Annotated in this window: 18 protein-coding genes and 1 pseudogene; 14 read left to right on the forward strand and 5 right to left on the reverse strand. The window is 52.2% G+C overall.

Annotated elements, in window-relative coordinates:
- The first annotated feature begins 46 nt into the window (after positions 1 to 46).
- From recN to spo0A, 3 genes are all read left to right on the forward strand, one after another.
- Positions 47 to 1,732 carry a DNA repair protein RecN gene (gene recN / locus DFP98_RS02100; RefSeq protein WP_116058888.1) on the forward strand — a complete coding sequence of 562 codons (1,686 nt, stop codon included), beginning with the start codon at positions 47 to 49 and terminating at the stop codon, positions 1,730 to 1,732.
- 129 nt (positions 1,733 to 1,861) lie between these two features.
- A complete protein-coding gene (gene spoIVB, locus DFP98_RS02105) occupies positions 1,862 to 3,193 on the forward strand; it encodes a SpoIVB peptidase (protein ID WP_371822843.1) in 1,332 nt (443 codons plus the stop codon).
- Positions 3,194 to 3,434: 241 nt separating this feature from the next.
- Positions 3,435 to 4,250 carry a sporulation transcription factor Spo0A gene (spo0A, locus tag DFP98_RS02110; RefSeq protein WP_116058889.1) on the forward strand — a complete coding sequence of 272 codons (816 nt, stop codon included), beginning with the start codon at positions 3,435 to 3,437 and terminating at the stop codon, positions 4,248 to 4,250.
- Between the two features lie 137 nt (positions 4,251 to 4,387).
- On the opposite strand, the gene yicI is transcribed toward spo0A, so the two are convergent.
- On the reverse strand, positions 4,388 to 6,715 hold the full coding sequence (gene yicI / locus DFP98_RS02115) for an alpha-xylosidase (RefSeq protein WP_116058890.1): 2,328 nt from the start codon (positions 6,713 to 6,715) through the stop codon (positions 4,388 to 4,390).
- A gap of 212 nt (positions 6,716 to 6,927) precedes the next feature.
- Between yicI and DFP98_RS02120 the strand changes: the two genes are divergently transcribed.
- On the forward strand, positions 6,928 to 7,713 hold the full coding sequence (locus tag DFP98_RS02120; protein ID WP_181917430.1) for an AraC family transcriptional regulator: 786 nt from the start codon (positions 6,928 to 6,930) through the stop codon (positions 7,711 to 7,713).
- Positions 7,714 to 7,781: 68 nt separating this feature from the next.
- Entirely contained in the window at positions 7,782 to 8,942 is a 1,161-nt protein-coding gene (locus DFP98_RS02125; protein ID WP_116058892.1) for a peptidylprolyl isomerase, read from the forward strand.
- A gap of 71 nt (positions 8,943 to 9,013) precedes the next feature.
- Here the strand turns inward: DFP98_RS02125 and DFP98_RS02130 are convergent, their stop codons facing one another.
- Together DFP98_RS02130 and DFP98_RS02135 are read right to left on the reverse strand one after the other, a co-directional pair.
- Positions 9,014 to 9,364, reverse strand: a complete 351-nt coding sequence (locus tag DFP98_RS02130) for a DUF2627 domain-containing protein (RefSeq protein WP_116058893.1) — start codon at positions 9,362 to 9,364, stop codon at positions 9,014 to 9,016.
- 397 nt (positions 9,365 to 9,761) lie between these two features.
- Positions 9,762 to 10,691 (reverse strand): transposase, encoded by a 930-nt coding sequence (locus tag DFP98_RS02135; protein WP_116058894.1) that lies wholly within the window; start codon positions 10,689 to 10,691, stop codon positions 9,762 to 9,764.
- Between the two features lie 455 nt (positions 10,692 to 11,146).
- On the opposite strand from DFP98_RS02135, the gene lpdA reads away from it, so the two are divergent.
- The 5 genes from lpdA (at position 11,147) to lipB (ending at position 17,151) form a co-directional block, all read left to right on the forward strand.
- Positions 11,147 to 12,580, forward strand: a complete 1,434-nt coding sequence (lpdA, locus tag DFP98_RS02140; RefSeq protein ID WP_116058895.1) for a dihydrolipoyl dehydrogenase — start codon at positions 11,147 to 11,149, stop codon at positions 12,578 to 12,580.
- Between the two features lie 191 nt (positions 12,581 to 12,771).
- On the forward strand, positions 12,772 to 13,797 hold the full coding sequence (locus DFP98_RS02145) for a thiamine pyrophosphate-dependent dehydrogenase E1 component subunit alpha (RefSeq protein WP_116058896.1): 1,026 nt from the start codon (positions 12,772 to 12,774) through the stop codon (positions 13,795 to 13,797).
- A gap of 2 nt (positions 13,798 to 13,799) precedes the next feature.
- Entirely contained in the window at positions 13,800 to 14,786 is a 987-nt protein-coding gene (locus DFP98_RS02150) for an alpha-ketoacid dehydrogenase subunit beta (RefSeq protein WP_116058897.1), read from the forward strand.
- A gap of 36 nt (positions 14,787 to 14,822) precedes the next feature.
- Positions 14,823 to 16,286, forward strand: a complete 1,464-nt coding sequence (locus DFP98_RS02155) for a dihydrolipoamide acetyltransferase family protein (RefSeq protein ID WP_116058898.1) — start codon at positions 14,823 to 14,825, stop codon at positions 16,284 to 16,286.
- Positions 16,287 to 16,449: 163 nt separating this feature from the next.
- Positions 16,450 to 17,151 (forward strand): lipoyl(octanoyl) transferase LipB, encoded by a 702-nt coding sequence (gene lipB / locus DFP98_RS02160; protein WP_116058899.1) that lies wholly within the window; start codon positions 16,450 to 16,452, stop codon positions 17,149 to 17,151.
- Here the strand turns inward: lipB and prli42 are convergent.
- Positions 17,114 to 17,206, reverse strand: a complete 93-nt coding sequence (gene prli42 / locus DFP98_RS40170; RefSeq protein WP_116058900.1) for a stressosome-associated protein Prli42 — start codon at positions 17,204 to 17,206, stop codon at positions 17,114 to 17,116. The genes lipB and prli42 overlap by 38 nt on opposite strands.
- Before the next feature lie 77 nt (positions 17,207 to 17,283).
- On the opposite strand from prli42, the gene DFP98_RS02170 reads away from it, so the two are divergent.
- Positions 17,284 to 18,414, forward strand: a complete 1,131-nt coding sequence (locus DFP98_RS02170; protein ID WP_116058901.1) for a M20/M25/M40 family metallo-hydrolase — start codon at positions 17,284 to 17,286, stop codon at positions 18,412 to 18,414.
- Positions 18,415 to 18,551: 137 nt separating this feature from the next.
- Here DFP98_RS02170 and mciZ read toward each other — a convergent pair.
- Positions 18,552 to 18,635: pseudogene (gene mciZ / locus DFP98_RS40175) on the reverse strand (Z-ring formation inhibitor MciZ); the annotation flags it as partial.
- Between the two features lie 117 nt (positions 18,636 to 18,752).
- On the opposite strand from mciZ, the gene DFP98_RS02180 reads away from it, so the two are divergent.
- The 3 genes from DFP98_RS02180 to spoIIM all read left to right on the forward strand — a co-directional run bounded on the left by DFP98_RS02180 (position 18,753) and on the right by spoIIM (position 21,224).
- Positions 18,753 to 19,322, forward strand: coding sequence for an NUDIX domain-containing protein (locus DFP98_RS02180; protein WP_116058902.1), 570 nt, complete (start codon positions 18,753 to 18,755; stop codon positions 19,320 to 19,322).
- Positions 19,323 to 19,325: 3 nt separating this feature from the next.
- Complete coding sequence (locus tag DFP98_RS02185; RefSeq protein ID WP_181917431.1) at positions 19,326 to 20,534, forward strand: endonuclease Q family protein; 1,209 nt, start codon at positions 19,326 to 19,328, stop codon at positions 20,532 to 20,534.
- A 69-nt stretch (positions 20,535 to 20,603) separates the two neighbouring features.
- Positions 20,604 to 21,224, forward strand: a complete 621-nt coding sequence (gene spoIIM, locus DFP98_RS02190) for a stage II sporulation protein M (protein WP_116058903.1) — start codon at positions 20,604 to 20,606, stop codon at positions 21,222 to 21,224.
- Positions 21,225 to 21,288: the final 64 nt, after the last annotated feature.

Raw genomic sequence — 21,288 nt, forward strand, 5'->3', positions numbered from 1 at the left:
CGAGGCAATGGGGGATTGAGACTGTCGAGTCCAAAGGGGGCTTATTATGCTGCGAGAATTAACCATCCACAATTTGGCCGTTATTGAGAATGTATCTGCTTCTTTTCATGACGGCTTTCATGTGCTTACCGGAGAGACCGGAGCAGGGAAATCGATCGTGATCGACGCTTTGACATTGGCGGCGGGAGGCCGAGGCTCTGCAGAAATGATTCGCCATGGCTGCGATAAGGCGGATATCGAAGCGGTATTCGATCTGCCCTCAGATCATCCCGTGTGGGAGACGCTCGGTCGTTTGGGCATCGAGGCCAACCGGGAAGAAACGCTGCTCATTCGCCGTGAGTTGCTGTCTCATGGCAAGTCCACGGCAAGAATCAACGGTCAAAGCGTTACATTGACGATGCTGAAAGAAGCTGGCGAGCACCTCGTCAACATTCACGGTCAGCATGAGCATCAGTCGCTTCTCAAGACAGAGAAGCATCTGGAGTGGCTTGACCTGTTTGCGGGAGAGGAGATCCGCGAGGAGAAGGCGGCTTATCGTCAATTGTATCAACAATATATTGGTGTGTGCAGAGAAAGGCGCGAGCTTGAGGAAAGATCCCGACAAGGCATGCAGATGGTCGATTTATACAGATTTCAGCTGGAGGAAATCTCCGCAGCCAGGTTAAAACCGGGCGAGGATGAATCCCTTGCCGACGAACGGCGCAAACTAGCTCATGCGGAGAAGCTTGCTGAATCGGCAACGGAGGCCTACGATCTGCTTTACGGAACTAAAGGGCTAGTGGCTCTTTCTCGTTCATTGAGCCGGTTGCAGGATATCGTGAAGTTCGATTCCGGAGTGCTCCAACCGTTGCTGGAGCAGCTTCAGAGCGCTTATTACAGCGCGGAGGACGCAGCTTTTCAGCTTCGCGATTATAAGGAAAGCATCGAATTCAATCCTGAGCGCTTAGCGAAGATTGAGCAGAGGCTGGACGTTATTCATGGGTTAAAAAGGAAATATGGCGAGACGATTGAGGATATTTTGAACTATCGGGCGAAAATCCAGGCCGAAGCCGATCAGCTTGACAATAGCGAAGAATTGCTCGAGAAGCTGACCGAGCGGGAAGCACAGCTGGCGGCCGAACTGTATGAGCGCGCGGAGAAGCTGTCGCTGGCGCGCCGAAACGCCGCGAGAGTGCTTGCCAAGCAGATCGAGCAGGAATTGGCGGAGTTGCAGATGGAACGTTCCGTATTCGAAGTGAAGCTTGGCGCAACGGAGCTGTCGGCCACGGGAACGGATACCGCGGAGTTCATCCTGTCGACGAATCCTGGCGAGCCGCCCAAACCGCTAGCTAAGATTGCATCTGGCGGCGAAATGTCGCGCGTGATGCTGGCGCTCAAGGCGATTTTCGCTCGAATCGATGAAATTCCCGTACTCGTTTTTGACGAAGTGGATACTGGAGTCAGCGGAAGAGCTGCGCAAGCCATTGCAGAGAAGCTCAGCTTGCTGTCGAGTCACTGTCAGGTGTTTGCGATCACTCATCTGCCGCAGGTGGCATGTATGGCCGATCGCCAATATGAAATCCGCAAGCAAGTGAACGAACAATCGCGGACGCGAACATCGGTGACGCAGCTGTCGCCGGAGCAAAGGATTGAAGAACTGGCGCGGATGCTTGGCGGAGTGGAAGTTACGGAAAAAACCCGTCATCATGCACAAGAAATGCTTAGTCTGGCTGATATCCGAAAAAACGCGTAACGACGCGAAAAATCAATTGGCAAGGAAGCTTTTTGAGAACATAAAAGAAGCAAGCCACGGTTACCTTATAGGTACGTTATCGGCGACATACCAGAGAAGCCGATTCAGACTGTAAGGGAGCGTGAGATCTTGTACCAGCAGCACTTCAGGAAACGCCGCCGTATCGGTCTTGTCGTCGTTTTCATGTTGATCATTGCTGTCTGCTCGGCGCCGTTTCAGCATTTCGCGGAATTTCCGAGCCGTGTCAGACTTTTTCAAGGACAGTCGGTCTCGCTGCATTATGCCATTCCCGTTCATGCGCAGATCAGCTTGAACCCGAAAGTCGTCGCTGTGAATGGCAGCGAGCATGCATCGGTTCAAGTCGATCTCAGACAGCCTTTATCCATTCAACCGAAGTCCAGCGGCGTCACTCAGTTGCAAATGAAGCTGTTCGGCAAAATTCCTTTTAAGACGGTACGGCTTCAAGTGATTCCCGATTTGCGGGTTATTCCCGGAGGGCAAACGATCGGCGTCAAAGTAAAATCGGCAGGGATTATGGTCGTTGGGCACCATCTGGTCAGTACTAACGATAATTCCCGAGTATCCCCTGGGGAAGCGGCCAAGCTAAGATTGGGCGATCTGATCGTCGAAATCAACGGACAGCCGTGCAACGACATTTCCAAAATTGCGGCATATTCGGAAGAAGCCGGTCGCAGCGGCGAATCATTGAAGCTCCTCGTCCAGAGAGGCAAAGAGCGGTTTAGAACATCGATTACTCCAGCGTACGATGAAGAGGACAAAGCTTGGCGCCTCGGATTGTACATTCGGGATTCGGCTGCGGGCGTCGGGACGTTGACATTCTACGCACCGGATCAAGGAGTATATGGCGCGCTTGGTCATGTCATTACCGATATGGATACGCAAACCCCAATCGTCGTCGGCAGTGGTGAAATTTTGCAGTCAAGCGTCTCATCAATTAACAAAAGCCAAAGCGGCGAACCCGGGGAGAAGAGGGCGCATTTCCTGAAGGAAGGACGCACATTGGGCAGCGTGGAGCGCAATACCCCATTCGGCATTTTCGGCAAAATGAAACAACTGCCAGAGCATTCCTATAATCCAGAACCGATTTCGGTCGCCTTCGCGGAAGAAGTAAAGGAAGGGCCTGCGCAAATCTTAACCGTCGTGGATAAGCAAAAGGTCGAAAAATTCGATATTCAAATCGTTCATGTGTCCAAGCAATCGTCCCCGGCAACGAAGGGAATGGTCATCAAAATAACCGACCCTAAGTTGCTGGAGAGAACTGGCGGTATCGTGCAAGGGATGAGCGGTAGCCCGATTATTCAAAACGGAAAGCTGGTCGGTGCGGTTACTCACGTATTCGTCAACGATCCTTCCTCCGGCTATGGTTGCTTTATCGAATGGATGCTGCAGGATGCGGGAATTATGCTGAATCCCGAACAAACGATGTCTAAGGCGGTTTGACGCCTTAGATTTTGTTTTATGTGCTAAATCCGAACGTTTGTCGAAAATGTACGAAACGAATCATGATTTGACGTGTTGTGGCGCAAATTATTAATTATATTCGATTTCAAATAATAAATAAAGAAAAATTTTTTAATCGAGAAGGAATCTGCCGAGGTCGTGTCGAAAACGGATTATTAGAGAAACGGTGAGCGTTTTTCGACATTCTATATTCTCGCATGGAGAAAGGGAGGACCAGACATTGCCACGTATTGAAGTGTTCTTAGCAGACGACAACCGAGAATTTACGAATTTGTTATCAGAGTACATCCAGGAGCAGGATGATATGACGGTCATCGGTGTGGCGTACAACGGAGAAGAGGTCATCCGTCAGCTGGAAGAAACACGAAGAGTACCGGATGTCATGATCCTTGATATCATTATGCCGCATCTGGACGGACTTGGCGTTCTGGAGAAGCTGCGGGATATGAATTTATCTCCTATGCCCAAGATCATTATGCTCACGGCTTTCGGACAAGAGAACATTACCCAGCGTGCGGTGCAGCTTGGCGCTTCTTACTACATACTTAAACCGTTCGACATGGATGTTCTGGCAAATCGGATTCGCCAACTCGCAGGCAATCCTTCAATTTCATCAATGACGACCTCGTCGCTGCAAAGCAGCGTCATGACGCGCTCCAATGTGGTACAAATGGGCAAGCCGAAGAACCTTGATGCCAACATTACGAGTATCATTCATGAAATCGGCGTTCCCGCGCATATTAAAGGCTATCAATATTTGCGCGAAGCGATCACGATGGTGTACAACAACATTGAAATTCTTGGCGCGATTACGAAAACGCTGTACCCAGCCATCGCCGAGAAATTCAAAACGACGCCGTCCCGCGTCGAACGCGCCATCCGTCATGCGATCGAAGTCGCTTGGACTCGCGGCAACATCGACAGCATCAGCCATCTGTTTGGTTATACGATTAATATCGCGAAATCCAAACCAACGAACTCGGAATTCATCGCGATGGTCGCCGACAAGCTGCGGATCGAGCATAAGGTGAGCTAATAAAGCTGCTGCTAAAAAACACCGCCTCATAAACGGTTTTTCTAACCGTCAAAATGAGAGCGGTGTTTCTTTTGTGATTAATGCAGCAGCATCTCTACGAGCTTGTCCATCTGATCACATTCAGCAGGTTTGGAATTTTACGAAAGCACAATTCGAAGGAACGATACGGACTCACTTGGCATGATTCGAATGCCTTGCTCTATTGACTCCTGAAGTCCTCCTTCAACGGAGTCGACTGCGGAAATTCCTCGTAAGACGAGACTCCAGTTTTTTGCCGTCCCCTTCGTTGTAATCTCAATTTGATTTTTTCGGCGGCTGGCCATGACAGAGAAGCAGGTCTCCCCAAGCAAATTGGGTATGACGGCAGAGGCTGTCTCTCCGTCTTGAAGCGCAAACAGATGTAACGTTACGCTATCCGTATAATCATAGTCCGGATGTGTATCTTCATTTCCAAGCGGAATTAGACTATTTTCGCTCGCATATAGAGGGAGACTAAAATAGTCGTAGATTTCGTTCCTCCAGCTGCCGCCCTGAACCTGTTCCCCACTCAGAAAATGAGTCCACGTTCCTCTCGGGAGATAGTAAACGGCTTCTCCTTCCGGGTTCAAGATCGGTGCGATAAGTAAATTGTTCCCCAACATGTACTGGCGGTCAAGGTAATCGCAGGCCGGATCATCTCCAAAATCGAGCACCATCGCCCTCATAAGAGGAACGCCGCTGGAGGAGGTCGATACCGACTGACCGAACAGGTATGGCATCAGCCGCAGCTTCAGCTTCGTAAAGAAACGAAGTACGTTAACGGCTTCTTCGTCATAAATCCACGGTACGCGATACGAGGTGCTTCCGTGCAGTCGGCTGTGGCTGGACAAAAGCCCGAACTGTACCCAGCGTTTGTACAAATCCGGAGGCGAGCTGTGTTCGAAACCGCCAATATCGTGGCTCCAGTAGCCGAAACCGGACAGCCCAAGCGACAAGCCACCGCGCAGGCTTTCGGCCATCGATTCGTAAGTTGCTTCGCAATCTCCGCCCCAATGCACGGGAAAGCGTTGCCCACCCGCCGTCGCCGACCGAGCAAACAGGACTGCTTCTCCTTTACCGCGTTTTTCTTCGAGCAATTCAAAAACGGTTTGATTATAGATCTGAGTGTAGTAGTTGTGCATTTGGTGTGGATCGGAGCCATCGTAGTAGACGACATCAGTGGGTATACGCTCGCCGAAATCCGTTTTGAAGCTATCAACGCCCATATCGAGCAGTGCCCGGAGCTTCGCTTTGTACCAGTGGGATGCCGCTGGATTCGTAAAGTCAACAATACCCATGCCGTATTGCCATAGATCCCACTGCCATACGCTTCCGTCGGGACGTTTCAACAAGTAGCCGTTGGCCATGCCTTCGTCAAACAATGGGGAGCGCTGCGCGATGTAAGGATTGATCCAGACGCAAATGTGCAGTCCGCGGGCCTTAAGCCGTTGCAGCATTCCGGCCGGATCGGGAAAAACACGCTCGTCCCATTCGAAATTGCACCACTCATATTCCTTCATCCAGAAGCAGTCGAAATGGAAGACGGCAAGCGGCAGATCTCGACTTTCCATGCCTTTGACAAAACTAGTCACTGTGGCTTCATCATAGTTGGTCGTGAACGAAGTCGAAAGCCACAAACCATACGACCAGGCAGGCGGGAGCGCAGGTTTGCCTGTCAGCGAAGTATAGTTGCCAAGTACATCTTTAAGCGTATCCCCGCCGATCAGATAATACTCAAGCTGTTCTCCCGGCACGCTGAATTGGGCTTTAGATACGGTCTCCGAGCCGATCTCGAACGAGACGAGCTCGGGATGATTGACGAATACTCCGTAGCCACGATTCGTTACATAGAAAGGAATATTTTTGTAGGCTTGCTCGGATGAGGTTCCTCCGTCTTCGTTCCAGATGTCAACTGTCTGGCCGTTTTTTACGAATGGCGTAAATCTTTCACCCAGCCCGTATACCGTTTCGCCAACGCCCAAGGAAAGCTGCTCGCGGAAGTAATGAATCCCATCGTCGGCTTTTACATAAGCGGTGGAACGTGCCCCGCTTCCCGTTAGCCTTCTGTTTCGGAAAGTGTACGTGATTTGGACGGGATGACGCTTAGTTACGGTCACAGTCGTATCCCCGCTCGTCAGTCTGATGAAGCTTTCGTTATTTTCAATGTTTACCGTCGCATTGCCTGTGTACTGAAGATCGAAGGTAGAGGGGCTTTGACGGACTTTTCCTTTATGATGGTAAAACTTCACGCGGATGACGTTAGGTATCGGCGAAGAGAACTCCATCGTCATCAGCGGTTCGTTTAACGTATTGCCGCGATGCTCGAGCGGTCTGTGAGTGGCGTAAGCGGTAATCGAGTCTTTTCCGATTTTTACGTCATGAATTTCATAAGGGCTGAACAGGCGATAGCCTTGCTTAGTCATCCAATAGCCGTCCGTAAACTTCATTATTTCATCTCCTTGAATGATTAATGAATTCTCTTGATAACAGTTTAATGATATGATGAACAAAATTCTTGCATTTATATGCTGTAAAATAACAATATTATGATAATTGGAGGTGAGGTATGGATTTGAGGCTGCTCAAAGAGGATCGGAGGCATGGGACCCCTCAATTTCCGTTCGCCGTTTATGCTATGGATTGCCAAGCAGGTGTAGTTTTGGACAATCATTGGCACGATGAGGTCGAGTTTCTGTGCGTGGTTGAGGGGGAAGCGACATTCCAGATTGGCATGGCAGATTATGAGCTTAAAGCGGGTGAGGCTATATTCGTACCGGGCGGAGAGGTTCATGGCGGCTTCTCAAGCGATGGCTCGGCATGCTCGTATAGAGCTATGGTATTTCATCTTGATTGGCTTGGGGATGGTCGGGATAACATCTCCTCCCTGTTTATCGAACCGTTAAAAAACGGAGAAGCGGAAATTCCGCTTTACTATGACGGATCGACAATGTGGGGAAGACGGGTTTTGGTCCGGCTGGCCCGAATGCTTCGTATATACGAGTCGGAAGCTTTGGCGAGAGAACTGCGAATTAAAGCCGAACTTTATTCCTTAATAGGCGATTTGATCGAAAACGGACAGTGGCGGCATGCGGTTTCCAATAGCTCGATGAGTTCGTACACGATAGCTCGCTTGAAGGCTGCCGTTACTTACATGGAAAAGAATTTTTCCCAGCCCTTGACCGTGCCTGATCTAGCTGAAGTTGCGGGCATGAGTGTCGGTCATTTTAGCCGAGTATTTAAGACGGTTATGCGAAAGTCGCCCATGGATTACTTAAATCGCTATCGGATAAAGCAAGCCGCACAATTGCTGCAAAATACGGATTGGTCCATTGCGGATGTGGCGATGGAGACAGGTTTGACGAATTTCAGCTATTTCAGCAAAAAATTTAGCGGAATTCATGCGTGCACCCCTTCGCAATTTCGCAAAAAATTTAGGAGCCTTTAAGGTTTATTTATGAAAATCTGGTATAGTGAATGAATGGCTGTCCATAACAAAGAGGGGGAAATGTTGAAATGAGCGACAACAACGAGAAAAACTTACAAGATAATGAACAACAACCGACGAACGAAGCGATCGAGAAAGAACTAGAGGAAACGGTCGAGCCCAAATCTTCGCTTGATCTCGGCAAAGCGGACCCGGGAATCGTAACAAGTGCAGTGCCTGCGGCGGCAGGCGCTGCAGCACCTGCTCGCAGCTCCTCTGCTGTGATTGTACCTTGGGTAATTGCTGTCATTGCCATAGCTGCGCTTGTATTTGTACTGATTCGGAATACATCGGGAGGAACAAGCAACGAAGCAATCGGTCAACTTGACGGCTATACGATTAATAAGACGGACTTTTACGATGAGATGAAAGACAGAGTGGGAGAAGATCAGATTTCGGCTTTAGTCGACGAAATCGCACAGACCAAAATCATTGAGCTGGAATCCGAGAAAGCCGGAATTAAGATTAATGATGAAGATATGAAGAACGAGATTGAGAACTTTAAGAAGGCATACGGCTTTGAGACCGACGAGGATATGTCCGCTGCGTTGACGCAGGCCGGGTTCACGTTGGAGGATTTCAAGGAGAAGCAAATTATGCCGACTCTGAAAATTAAGCTGTTGTTCGAGAACAAGCACCCGGTAACCGAAGAAGAGCTTAAGACTTATTTCGAAGATAAAAAGGATTCCACGTTTGCGACAACGCCAAAAGAAATTAAGGCGTCGCACATTTTGGTGAACACAAAGGAAGAGGCCGAAGCTGTGCTGGCCGAACTGAAGGGCGGCAAAGATTTTGCCAGTTTGGCGAAGGAAAAGTCGCAAGATCCAGGTTCCAAGGCAGAGGGAGGAGATCTCGGATTTTTCGGTCGCGGCGTTATGAATCAACGATTCGAGACCGCTGCATTTGCTCTTGCTAAAGGTGAGACGAGTGAAGTCGTGGAGGCGGACAACGGGTTCCACATCATCAAGATCACCGATATTAAAGAGGCTGTCGTTCCCGAGTATGATACAGTGAAAGCTGATGTCAAAAAAGCTTATTACGAAGAGAAAATGGGCACGGAAGCAACCACTTGGCTAGAAACGTTGAAGAAAGATCGGAATTATAAAAACCTAGTCGCGAAGGAACCAGAAGCCGCTTCGCCGACCGCTTCGACAACGGCAAGTCCTGAAGCTTCTCCGTCGGCCCAGTAAGCGAAGATGCTGAAAATAATTAAGGCTCTGTCACCTTGATAGGAGACAGAGCCTTATTTGCACGTCATGAGCTATGACTGATCGGAAATATGGTTTTCCTTAGCACTGTTGTCCTCGGTTTGCGGCGGCTTTGGTTGACGGGGCGGGCGAGGCGTTTTCGGACGGAAACGCGATGACAAGTAATTATGTTTGCGGTCCCGAAAGAAAATCCAACCTCCAATAAAGCCTATGCCCAGCAGAAAAAGAATGGCTCCGCCGATGAACATCCCCCAAGCGAAGTCCGGAGAGGTAACGTTTATATCGCCGATTTTCACGAAGTAGTCGTATATCGCATCTTTCATGAGCAAAAAGCCGTAAGCGGCCGCAATACCGGGAATAACAAGCAGTAGTATAGCTATGAGCCGCTGAATAAGCAGTTTCATAGGATGATGAAGTCCTCCTTCCCATCTCCTAATCATACCTACTTTTCAGGCAAATGTCTATGAATGCGCCTCCATTTCTCGATATCCCGTTCAGTCAGTATTAGTATCCCTATTGAATGTGTCGGATTTTCTCTTCTTTTCTCGGTATCCCCTCCGGTCAGTTGTGAAGTCGCCCTCATGAAATGCATTAGATTTTCACATCTTTTGTCGGTATCCCGGTGGCTCAGGTAAGGGATCCTCCGACATTTACTGAAGAGGGTATCCCCTTAAGTCAGTAGTTAGTTCTCCCGTACATATGAAGGCACTTGGTTATCCCCTTCGATCAGTAAAGATTGCTCTGTCTGGGACTCCCTTCTGTAATAATTAAGGGGATGACTGGAATAGAAACATGCCTATGCTATGCAAGTTTGATGGAATGTTGTCGAGGAGTACGAGTTAATCGGTTAGAACGGGAGCGGCTATCTGATTTGGTGAGCTCGTTGTAGGTTATTCTGGAAGAATTAATACAATCTGCGAGAAGCTGAACATAGAGGGTGGAGCGGCTGCGGTTGTAGTAGTAACAAAATTGATCAAGGTACGCTTGTAAATGCTTAGGACCAATTCCGAGAAATGTTCTGCCGATCCACCATGTCACATTGTACCCCATCCAAGCCAACTCTTTGTTCATATTACGGCCGTACCTTCGGGTCACAATTGTATTTTCTGCATCATCAGGGTGGATATGCTCGCGAATAAACGGAGCCGTATCAGGACAATCGTACTTATCCTTTAACGAAGCTTTTGATTGAAGCTTAATCACAATCGGACCAAGAGTGCCGTTACCGTCATCTGAAGCACCGACAAGCAATGGCTGTTCTTGCTTATGCCAATCGAAAGAGGGAGTTAGGCGCTTGCTGTATATAGAATCCGAAACGCGAACAATCCCTGACAATAATCGGGTTGATTCTCTTGAAGTCATCGCATGACGGATTTTGTGGCAAATGAGCCAGGCCGTTTTGTAAGTGACATGGATAGCCTCGGAGAGTTGCCTAGCGTTAATGCAGCGGGGTTGGGCATGCAGAAAAATCGCCTGAAACCAACGATGAATAGGCGTGCGGCTTCCCTCCATAATGGTACCGGCAATCAAGGAAGATTGCGCATGGCAGGAACGGCATTCGTAGAGTGGAATACGCCTAGTGGAAATGAGATAAAAATGAGAATGGCTGCAACGTGGGCAGCGAAAGCCGTCGGGCCACTTGAGCTCGAACAGGATGGGGAAACAATCTGCTTCGTTCTTAAAAACGGAACAAAACTTTTGAAACTTATCTGCCGCCGCTTTAAGACTCATACAAAACTTCCTCCCTCAATGGATGGAACGGACGTTCCCTTTACTTCATTTTACCAAACATACGTTCTTATTTAAAGCTTTTTTCTGTGTTTCAACTAAATTTTCAGAGCTACTTTGATCGACTAACTGACTCAAAGGGATACCGACAAAAGGAGATGAAGGGTTCGATTTCTGAAATGAGCGGAGAAGATCGGGAGGTTATCAGTTTACGGCCAATTTACGGTCAAAAATTTAAAGACTGAGAAACTGACAGAAAGGGATACCGGAAAATGAGCAGAAAATGAGAGAGAGGCGAGACGAGAGAGGAGCGGAGCGGGGAGCAGAGCAGAGGAACTGACGGAAGGGGATACCGGAAAAAGAACAAGGACGATGGAGGACGAAGAAGGATCCCACTTTGTTCAGCTCGCAAAAAAAAGGTACAATGGGAAAGTGAGTTTACATACGGAGGGGAAACTATGCCAATCGAAGTCGATGTCGCTGTATTGGGCGGAGGGCCGGGAGGCTATACGGCAGCGGTGAAGGCGGCGCAAGCCGGGCTTAGCGTCGTTGTAATTGAGAAGGACAAACTGGGCGGGACTTGTCTGCACAGGGGATGCATCCCAAGCAAAGCTTTGCTAAGAAGTGCGGAGGTATACGCAACGATCGGGGATTCAGCTTCATACGGTATTCGATTGCCGGAGGGAGCTGCTTCGGTAGATTGGGGAGCGGTGTTAAAACGAAAGGACAGTATCGTAGAGCAGCTCTACAAAGGGCTTCAGGCACTCATGAAGCAGCATAAAATCGAGGTTATTCAAGGCGGCGGTCGCATTATTGGCCCTTCGATTTTTTCGCCTAGAAGCGGGGCGATTGCGGTAGAACTAGCGGACGGGGAAGCGGAGACAATTGTACCCAAGAACGTCGTAATTGCGACGGGATCGCGTCCGCGCAAGCTGGAAGGCCTGAGCTATGACGGCGAGTTCATCGCGACTAGTGACGAGGCGTTAGGATGGACGAGCCGCCCATCTTCCGTTCTGATCGTCGGAGGCGGGGTGATTGGCGTCGAATGGGCGTCGATGCTCAGCGATTTCGGCACGCAGGTTGCGATTGTCGAAGCCGCGGAACGAATACTGCCCTCGGAGGACAAAGATATTGGCGCAGAAATAGCAAAGGCACTCAGAAAAAGAGGCGTTGTCATTCATACTGGAGCTTCTCTGCAGACTGATAGCTGCATCACGTCGGACAAAGGTGTCGAGATACGTGCAATGACTGGAGGCGGAGACACGCTGACGCTGAGTGCGGATCGGATGCTCGTGTCTGTAGGCAGGATTGGCAACGTGGAAGCGTTAGGACTGGAAAATACAGATGTTAAGACGGAGAAGGGTTTTGTTAAAGTAAATCCCGCGACGCTTCAAACGGGGGAATCTCATATTTACGCGATCGGAGATTGTATAGGCGGCGTTCAGTTGGCGCATGCAGCTATGCACGAAGCGACGATGGCGATCGAGCATTTGACCGGGAGCAAGCCGTCGAGGGCCGCGGATCGGGATATTCCGCGCTGCGTCTACTCGCGGCCGGAGGCGGCGGCCATCGGCTGGACGGAAGAGAACGCCAAGGCGGAAGGCTACCAGGTGCGCACGGCAAAGCTGCCTTTGCGCATACTGGGCAAAGTGCTTGTGCACGGTGAAAGCGATGGCTTCGCCAAAGTGGTCGCGGATGCGGCAACGGGAGATCTGCTCGGCGTTCACTTGGTAGGAGTGCATGCAACGGAGCTGATTGCCGAAGCTGCGCTAGCGAAGCTGGTGGATGCGATTCCTTGGGAAATCGGTCGGACGATTCACCCCCATCCGACGCTCTCGGAAGTAATGCAGGAAACGATGCTGGCGCTGGAAGGCGCAGCGGGACACGCTTGATCCGATCGGCATCAGCAGGCTCAACCCGGAGGATTGCCATCCTTCCAGCGCCGAGGAGCGGTTCCCTAAAGGAATTTGCTTGGCGCGTCGGGTTGGGCGTTTCTTTTTGCTTGCGAGGGGAGTATAATAGGACTTAACCCCAAGTATTAAGACCAGGTTATAAAACTAAACCAAAGCAGGAGGACGCGCCCATGATGCATACAGGTTCCGTCCAGCGAGCGCTTCGTCATACCGAGCTTGGCCTTACGGACGAACGCGCAGTCGACATGTACAAGATGATGATGTTGGCCCGCCGCTTCGATGAACGCGGGCAGTTGCTGCAACGCGCCGGCAAAGTCAATTTTCATATTTCGGGAATTACCCAAGAGCCTTCTCAGGTCGCAATGGGATTTGCGATGGATCGGGAGCGTGATTGGTTTCTTCCGTATTACCGAGATTACGGGTTCGTGCTCTCGATCGGCATGACGGTTAAGGAGTTGATGCTGTCGCTGTATGCCAAAGGAGAAGACCCGAATAGCGCGGGGCGGCAGATGCCCGGGCATTTTGGCAGCAAACGACTGCGCATTGTAACGGGATCCAGCCCGGTAACGACGCAGGTGCCTCATGCGGCAGGATTCGCCCTCGCGGCCAAGATGCGGAAAGAGCCTTCCGCAGCTATCGTCACGTTCGGCGACGGCTCTAGCAACCAGGGCGATTTTCACGAGGGTTGCAATTTTGCCGGAGTTCATCAGCTTCCGGTCATTTTCGTATGCGAGAACAATCAGTATGCGATATCAATGTCGCTTGAAAAGCAAACTCGGGGACGCATATGCGATCGGGCGCTTGGTTACGGATTTCCAGGAGTACGAGTAGACGGCAACGATCCGCTGGAAGTATATCGCGTGTTCAAGGAAGCCCGCGAGCGCGCAGTGTCCGGCGAAGGACCGACTTTAATCGAGATTATGACTTATCGTGTAACGGCGCATTCGACTTCGGACAACGACATGGCCTACCGTACCAAGGAAGAAGTGGACGAGCAAAAGGCCAAGGACGGGATGCCGGTATATAAGCAATATTTAGTGGATGCCGGATTGTGGTCGGAGGAGAAGGAAGCGACTCTGCAAGCAGAAATCCGCGCGACGATCGACGAAGCTAACGAGTATGCGGAGAAGGCTCCGTTCCAACCCGTAGAGGACGCATTCCGCTACGTATACGCCGAGGAGAACGGGGAGGGTTAAATATGCCGGTTATCGAATATATCGAAGCGATCAGACTCGCGATGAAGGAAGAAATGGAACGAGACAACGACGTATTCGTTCTGGGAGAGGACGTTGGCCTTAAAGGCGGGGTGTTCGGAACGACTAAAGGGCTGCAGCAGCAGTTTGGCGAGCTTCGGGCACTGGACGCGCCCCTTGCGGAATCTGCAATCGCCGGCGTCGCGATCGGCGCGGCCATGGCCGGAATGAAACCGATCGCCGAAATGCAGTATTCGGATTTTATGTTCCCCGCGACCAATCAGATTATTAGCGAAGCTGCTAAAATCCGTTACCGCTCCAACAACGATTGGGATTGTCCCGTCGTGATTCGCGCACCGATCGGGGGAGGCGTGTTCGGAGGGCTGTACCATTCGCAGTGCCCGGAGTCGGTCTTCTTCGGAACGCCCGGACTCAAGATCGTCGCTCCGGCCACAGCGTACGATGCGAAAGGGTTGCTGAAGGCGGCGATTCGGGATCCGGACCCGGTTATTTTCTTCGAAAACAAGAAGTGCTATCGATTGATCTCCGACGAAGTGCCGGAGGAAGATTATGTCGTCCCGATCGGTAAATCCAAGGTGATGCGCGAAGGAACCGATCTTACGGTTATTGGCTACAGCATGCCTTTGCATTTTGCGATGCAAGCGGCGGAAGAGCTGTCTAAGGAGCATGGCATCGAAGCTCACATTCTGGATTTACGTACGATTCAGCCGTTGGACCGTGAAGGCATTCTCGAAGCGGCAGCTAAAACAGGCAAGGTGCTGATCGTTCACGAGGACAATAAAACAGGTGGCGTGGGAGCCGAGGTCGGAACGATAATCGCCGAGGAACTGCTCTACGAGCTTGACGCCCCGATTCGTCGATTGTGTGCCCCGGACGTGCCGGCGATGCCGATCAACCCTCCGGGAGAGAAGCACTATCTGCTGAACAAGGAGAAGCTGAAGAAGGCGATGCTGGAGCTAGCGCGCTACTAGGCCTATCGCCGGATTTGGAGAGGGGAACTGTATCATATGGCTAAAAAGATAGTGGAAATTACGATGCCCCAGCTTGCGGAGTCTCTCGTATCTGCGACGGTGGACCATTGGCTCAAGCAGCCGGGAGATATGCTGGATATGTACGAGCCGATTTGCGAACTTATTACCGATAAAGTCAATGCCGAGCTTCCTTCTACGGTTAGGGGCAAGCTTGTTAAGCATCTGATCGGCGCGGGCGAGACGGTGGAAGTCGGCGCGGCGATCTGCCTTGTGGAAGTGGAAGCCGATGCGGAGGCTGATACCGAGCCGTCTGCGGGAGCACAGGAGTCTGTTTCTCCTGCCGCGCCGGCTGGGGGCTTGGGGACAACTGATACGGGTTCAGGAACCCTCGGGTCTTCTGGGACAAGGGGGGGCGAACCGGCCTCGCGCCCAGCTGCGGCCATTGCACCCGCTTCTGGGATTGACGCCAACGCCCCGATGCGCCATCGCTATTCCCCGGCTGTTCAGCGGCTGGCGGCGGAACATGCCATCGATCTGAATCGAGTTAGCGGAACCGGAGAGGGCGGACGTATTACTCGTAAAGACGTTCAGGTGGCCATCGCTTCGGGGAACGCGTCGATCGGGACAGCCTCGGCGGTTAACCCGGCAACTGCAGCGACCGCTCCAATTGCGTCCTCGGCTCCAAGCGACTCGTCGCTAGCTCCGATGGATCCGAAAATTCCGGTGCGCTCCACAGGAATCCATTTGTCCGAATCTCCGCGCATTCCGTCAATCGAAATCGAAGGTCAAGAAGTACCTGGCCGCGGCGAATATTTTATCGATGTAACGCCCGTCCGCAATACGATCGCGACTAGAATGCGCCAGAGCGTTAGCGAAATCCCGCATGGCTGGATGATGATCGAGGTCGACGTGACCAATCTCGTCTTGCTGCGCAACAAGCTCAAGGACGATTTCCGCAATCGCGAGGGCATCAACTTGACCTATATGCCATTTATGATCAAGGCGGTCGTCAACGCGATCAAGGATTACCCGATCATGAATTCGGTGTGGGCGGTCGATAAGATTATCGTGAAACGCGATATCAACATCTCTCTGTCTGTCGGAACGGAGGATTCGGTCGTTACGCCGGTCATTCGCCATGCGGATCAGAAAAACATATCCGGTCTCGCCCACGAAATTGACGATCTCGCAAGACGCACGCGGGAGAAAAAGCTCAAACTGGATGACGTTAACGGCGGCACTTTCACGGTGAACAATACGGGCTCTTTCGGCTCGATTCTGACCCAGCCGATCATCAACTATCCTCAAGCCGCGATCATCACGTTCGAATCGATCGTCAAACGCCCCGTCGTTATTAACGACATGATCGGCGTTCGTTCGATGGTAAATCTGTGTCTGTCGCTCGACCATCGGATTTTGGACGGAGTCATCTGCGGACGGTTCCTGCAGCGGGTGAAGGAAAATTTGGAAGGCTATAATTTGGACACGAAGGTGTATTAGGTTCAGCGAACTAAATTCATTGAACCTGGTACAGCGGACTTGCCCGGCTCAGTCGCGTTTCGAGCGCGACGCGCCGGGTTTTCTTGATCGCATAGATAAGCTACAATAGGGAAGTAACTCGCATAGGGATTCAAGCAGAAGTTCGAGCAGGAGGGTTCAAGGCATGAAGGAACTGAACGTCGAATGGTTGTCCAGGCGGAAATACGGCGAAGCTTGGGAGCTGCAGAAGCAGCTCGTGAAGGAGATCGAGCGCCAGGAACGGAACGATTTCTTGCTGCTCCTTGAGCATTCGCCGACCTATACGATCGGCTCGGATCGCCATCCCGAGCATCTGCTGTACGGAAGCGAGGAGTTGGCTCGTCGCGGCATCGAAGTGTACGAGATCGATCGCGGCGGCGATATTACGTATCACGGTCCGGGTCAGCTTGTTGGTTATCCGTTGCTTTATTTGGATGCCGAAGGGCTTGATCTTCATCAGTACTTAAGAAATCTCGAGGAAGCGATTATCAAGCTGCTAGCTGAATTCGGCATTCAAGGCGGCAGGAAGCCGGAATATACCGGGGTATGGGTAGGCGATCGGAAAATCGCCGCAATCGGGGTCAAGTTCAACAAGGCCCGGACAAGGCGAGGCTTCGTGACGAGCCACGGCTTTGCGCTTAACGTAAAGAAAAACGTGGAAGAAGACGGCTTCCAAGGCATCATTCCGTGCGGCATTACGGAATACGGGGTGACGTCTCTGGAAACGTTAACCGGTATCGAGCTGCAGGTGGACGAAATCGGAAGGCGCATCGTTCCATGCTTCGCAGAAGTGTTCGGTTACGCTTCCGTTACTGCAGAAGAGATACTCCCATCAGTAAAGTCGTAGCGACCAACGCAAACAAAGTAACGTAAATGACGATCTTAAACAAACGCTTGTTCATAAGCGGCTCCACATCCTTTCAGGCTTAGGTTTGCTCATATTTACATTGTAACGAATACGACCTCAGGAGGGAAGATCATGGTTCAGAAAGATAGATTAATCGCCGAGTTTATGGAACTGGTGCAGATCGACAGCGAGACAAAACATGAGACTGAGATTAGCAAAGTCCTTAAGGTCAAATTCGAGGAGTTTGGTCTGGAGGTGACGGAGGACGATGTGGCCGATAAAATCGGTCATGGAGCGGGAAATTTATTCGCTTGGCTCGCACCGTCGGCTGGGCATGAGTCCGTTCCGACCATTCTGTTCACTTCGCATATGGATACCGTCTCGCCCGGAAATGGAATTAAGCCGCGGCTGGATGACGACGGATATATTCGCAGCGACGGCACGACGATTCTTGGAGCGGATGACAAGGCGGGGCTTGCGGCAATGTTTGAAGCGCTGCGCGTAATTCGCGAGCAACAACTGCCGCATGGGGGCGTTCAATTCGTCATCACGACGGGCGAGGAATCCGGCTTGATCGGTTCCCGCGCAATGGACGGCTCCAGGCTGCGGGCCAAGTTCGGCTATGCGCTCGACTCCAATGGCGAGATCGGAGCGATCGCGGTGTCGGCTCCGACCAATTCCCGCCAGTTTATTACGATTAGAGGGAAAGCTGCTCACGCTGGCGTAAATCCGGAGGACGGCATCAGCGCCATTCAGGTGGCCTCCAAAGCGGTATCCCGCATGAAGCTTGGCCGCATCGATAGCGAGACAACGGCCAATATCGGACGCTTCGAGGGCGGAGGCGAGGTAAATATCGTTGTGGATACGATAAAAATTTACGCGGAAGCCCGCAGCCAAGTTCAGGAGAAGATGGAGGCGCAGGTCGAATCGATGCGCGAAGCGGTCGCCAGCGCTGCGCATGAATGCGGAGCCGAGTTTAATTTCGAAACGCTGACGATCTACCCGGCTTATTATCATGATGACAGCACGGAGGTCGTTCAAGTTGCGAAAGCGGCGATCGAGGCGATCGGACTGACTCCCCGCACGTTCTCATCCGGAGGCGGAAGCGACGCGAATATGTTTAATGGGAACGGCGTGCCGACCGTTAATCTGGCTGTCGGTTATGAGCACATCCATACGACGAAGGAGCAAATTAAAGCGGACGATCTCGCGAAAGCGGCCGAACTGGTGCTGTCGATCGTAGGCGAGACGCTGAAGCGGTAAGCGCAGCAAGGCAGTGCTTGGACCGTTTAAGGTCGGGGCGCTGCCTTTGGTTATTTCCTCGCGGGGAGATCGGCGTCAGGCCGCATCGTTTGCTGAGCCTCTAGCAGCGAGACAAGCGGCGTGCGCGCTCCGCGAAGCTTCTGCTCCTGACGCAGCGCATGGCGAATTTCCCAAGCTTTGCCGACGAATTGCAGACGTTGCGGCGTTATATATTTTTTCAGCATGGTACAAGCCTCCTCGTATCGAATGCGTTGCTCGTTCCGTCTACCGTAAGGGGACGAGCCTTCTATACGTTGAGGGTATGCGCGTAAAAACGAGATTAGACTGGGGGATGCGAAATGAGCGCAAATAAAGACATTGCCTCTCACCCGTTCTATGAACGGACTTTGGAAAGCAAGCCGATTTTTGAAGGTAGAATCATATCTTTGCAGGTCGATACAGTAAGTCTTCCAAACGGCGAAACGGCGACGAGGGAGATTGTGCGTCATCCCGGGGCCGTTGCGGTTGTGGCGCTGCTGGATGGCAAAATGCTCGTCGTAGAACAATTCCGCAAGCCGCTGGAAAAGGTGCAGGTCGAAATTCCGGCGGGCAAGCTGGACGCGGGGGAGGAGCCGGAAGCGGCGGCGCTTCGCGAGCTGGAAGAGGAGACGGGGTATCGCGCGCGCAGTATACGTCATCTGCATTCGTTCTCGACATCTCCCGGCTTTGCCGAGGAGGTCGTGCACCTTTATGTAACGGACGATCTTGAGCCGGGACAAGCGCATCTCGACGATGAGGAGTTTTTGACCTGCGAGGCGATTACGCTGGAGCAGGCGCAAGCGTATATTGCAGAAGGACGCATTTGCGATGCCAAAACGCTGCTGGCCGTCTATGCTTGGCGCATGTACGCGCTGACGGGGGCGTTCTAGCCGATGAGCGCTTCGCAAGCGGCTTCGGAGGCTCTGCTGTCCCCTTGCTTCGCCGATCTCCATGTTCATATCGGCCGAACACAGGACGGGCAGCATGTGAAAATTAGCGGTAGCCGGAATCTGACCTTCCGCCAAATCGCCGAGGAAGCGTCCGACCGCAAAGGCATCGAGCTAGTCGGCATTATCGATTGTCATTCGCCGCCTGTACAGAAGGATATTCTGGAATGCTTGCATTCGGGAGAAATGGAGGAAGTTCCCGGCGGAGGGATCCGATATCGGAATACGACGCTGTTGCTGGGCGCAGAGATGGAAGTTAAGGAAGAAGGCGGGGGCCCGTTCCATCTGCTCGGCTTTTTGCCGAATTTGCAGGCGATGCAGGAGTGGACCGAATGGATGACGCCCCGTGTCGCTAACATTCGGCTGAGCACGCAGCGAATCCGCGTTACGGCAGCAGAGCTGCAGGCGGAGCTGGTCGCTCGGGGCGGGCTGCTCATCCCGGCACATATTTTCACGCCGCACAGAGGCCTCCTCGGCTGCTCCGCCGATCGTCTGGCGGACCGGCTCGATCCTGACGGCATTGCAGCCGTCGAGCTTGGCCTCAGCGCGGATTCGGATATGGCCGGACGATTGTCCGAGCTCGATCGCTATCCGTTCCTGACCAACTCCGATGCGCATTCTCCCGGCATGATCGGAAGGGAGTGCAACGAGCTGATGCTGCTAACCCCTTCTTTCGCGGAGTTTGCCAAAGCGCTTAAGGGCGAGGAAGGCCGGCGTATTCTGGCCAACTACGGACTGCATCCCGAATTGGGTAAATATCACGAAACCTCATGCACGGCTTGCAGTCGTACGATCCCCGAGACGGGCGAGGACGTTGAGGATTGCCCTTATTGCGGAAGCAAGCGGCTGACTCGGGGCGTGTCCGGGCGCATTCGCCGATTGGCAGATCGCGAGCAGCCGATCCACCCGGAAGGAAGGCCTCCTTATCGTCCGCAGGTTCCGCTGTCTTTTTTCCCGGGCGTCGGTCCGGCTAAGCGCGAGAGGCTGTTTGCGGAAGTCGGCACGGAAATGGAAGTGCTCCACCGCGTTTCTTCAGATGCGATCGCCGCCGTAACCGGAGAGAGAATCGCCGAGATGATCGTCCGGGCAAGGGGAGGCGGGCTAGCGTTTACATCGGGGAGCGGAGGAAGCTACGGAACGATTCGGCAATCATAATCGGTACTTGTCCATCATACAATGAGGCACGGGATATGCCGCTAAAGATGGACAAGGGGGGTGGCCGCCGTGAACTTCCGCTTATGGAATTTGTCGGCTCGCGACAATTTAAATCTATACGTGTTTTTGGGTGTGCTTGTTCTGGTCGGGACGATCTTCGGGGCGATGCTCGTCTATGCGCTCACCTTGGATCAGCAGCAGGAGCTGGCCGATGCAATCGGCGTGTACTTAGTCAAAATCGACAGCAGCGGCAGCGTTTCGCCCGTATCGACGTTTCGGGAGAGCTTCCTGCTTTACGGAAAATGGATGCTGCTGATTTGGTTTCTCGGGCTGTCTGTCATCGGTCTTCCGCTTGTATTCCTGCTTGATTTCCTGAAAGGCGTCCTGATCGGTTTTGCAGCGGCCGTGCTTGCACAGCAGTTTGCCTGGAATGGCGTGCTGTTTTTCCTGCTCGCGACCGGTCCGCGCAATGCTTTAGTCGTGCCCGCTCTTATGATCGCAAGCCTGTCATCGGCAAGATTCGCGTATTTCGTCGTGCGTGAGCGGCTGTTCCGCCGCAAAGGGCAATTGCTGCCTCCATTTCTGGCGCATACGGCGGTTGCGGCGGCGATGTTGCTCGTATTGTGCGTCGCATCGCTGTACGAGGCGTTCGTGTCTCCCGACTGGCTAGCCCGTATCGTTCCTTTTTGACGCGGAAGTTTGACTAAATGAACAAGCTCATCCTATAATGGAAGGAAGTGCACCAGCGACCGGA

The organism is Cohnella phaseoli (genome assembly GCF_003386235.1).
Taxonomy (GTDB): Bacteria; Bacillota; Bacilli; order Paenibacillales; family Paenibacillaceae; genus Cohnella; species Cohnella phaseoli.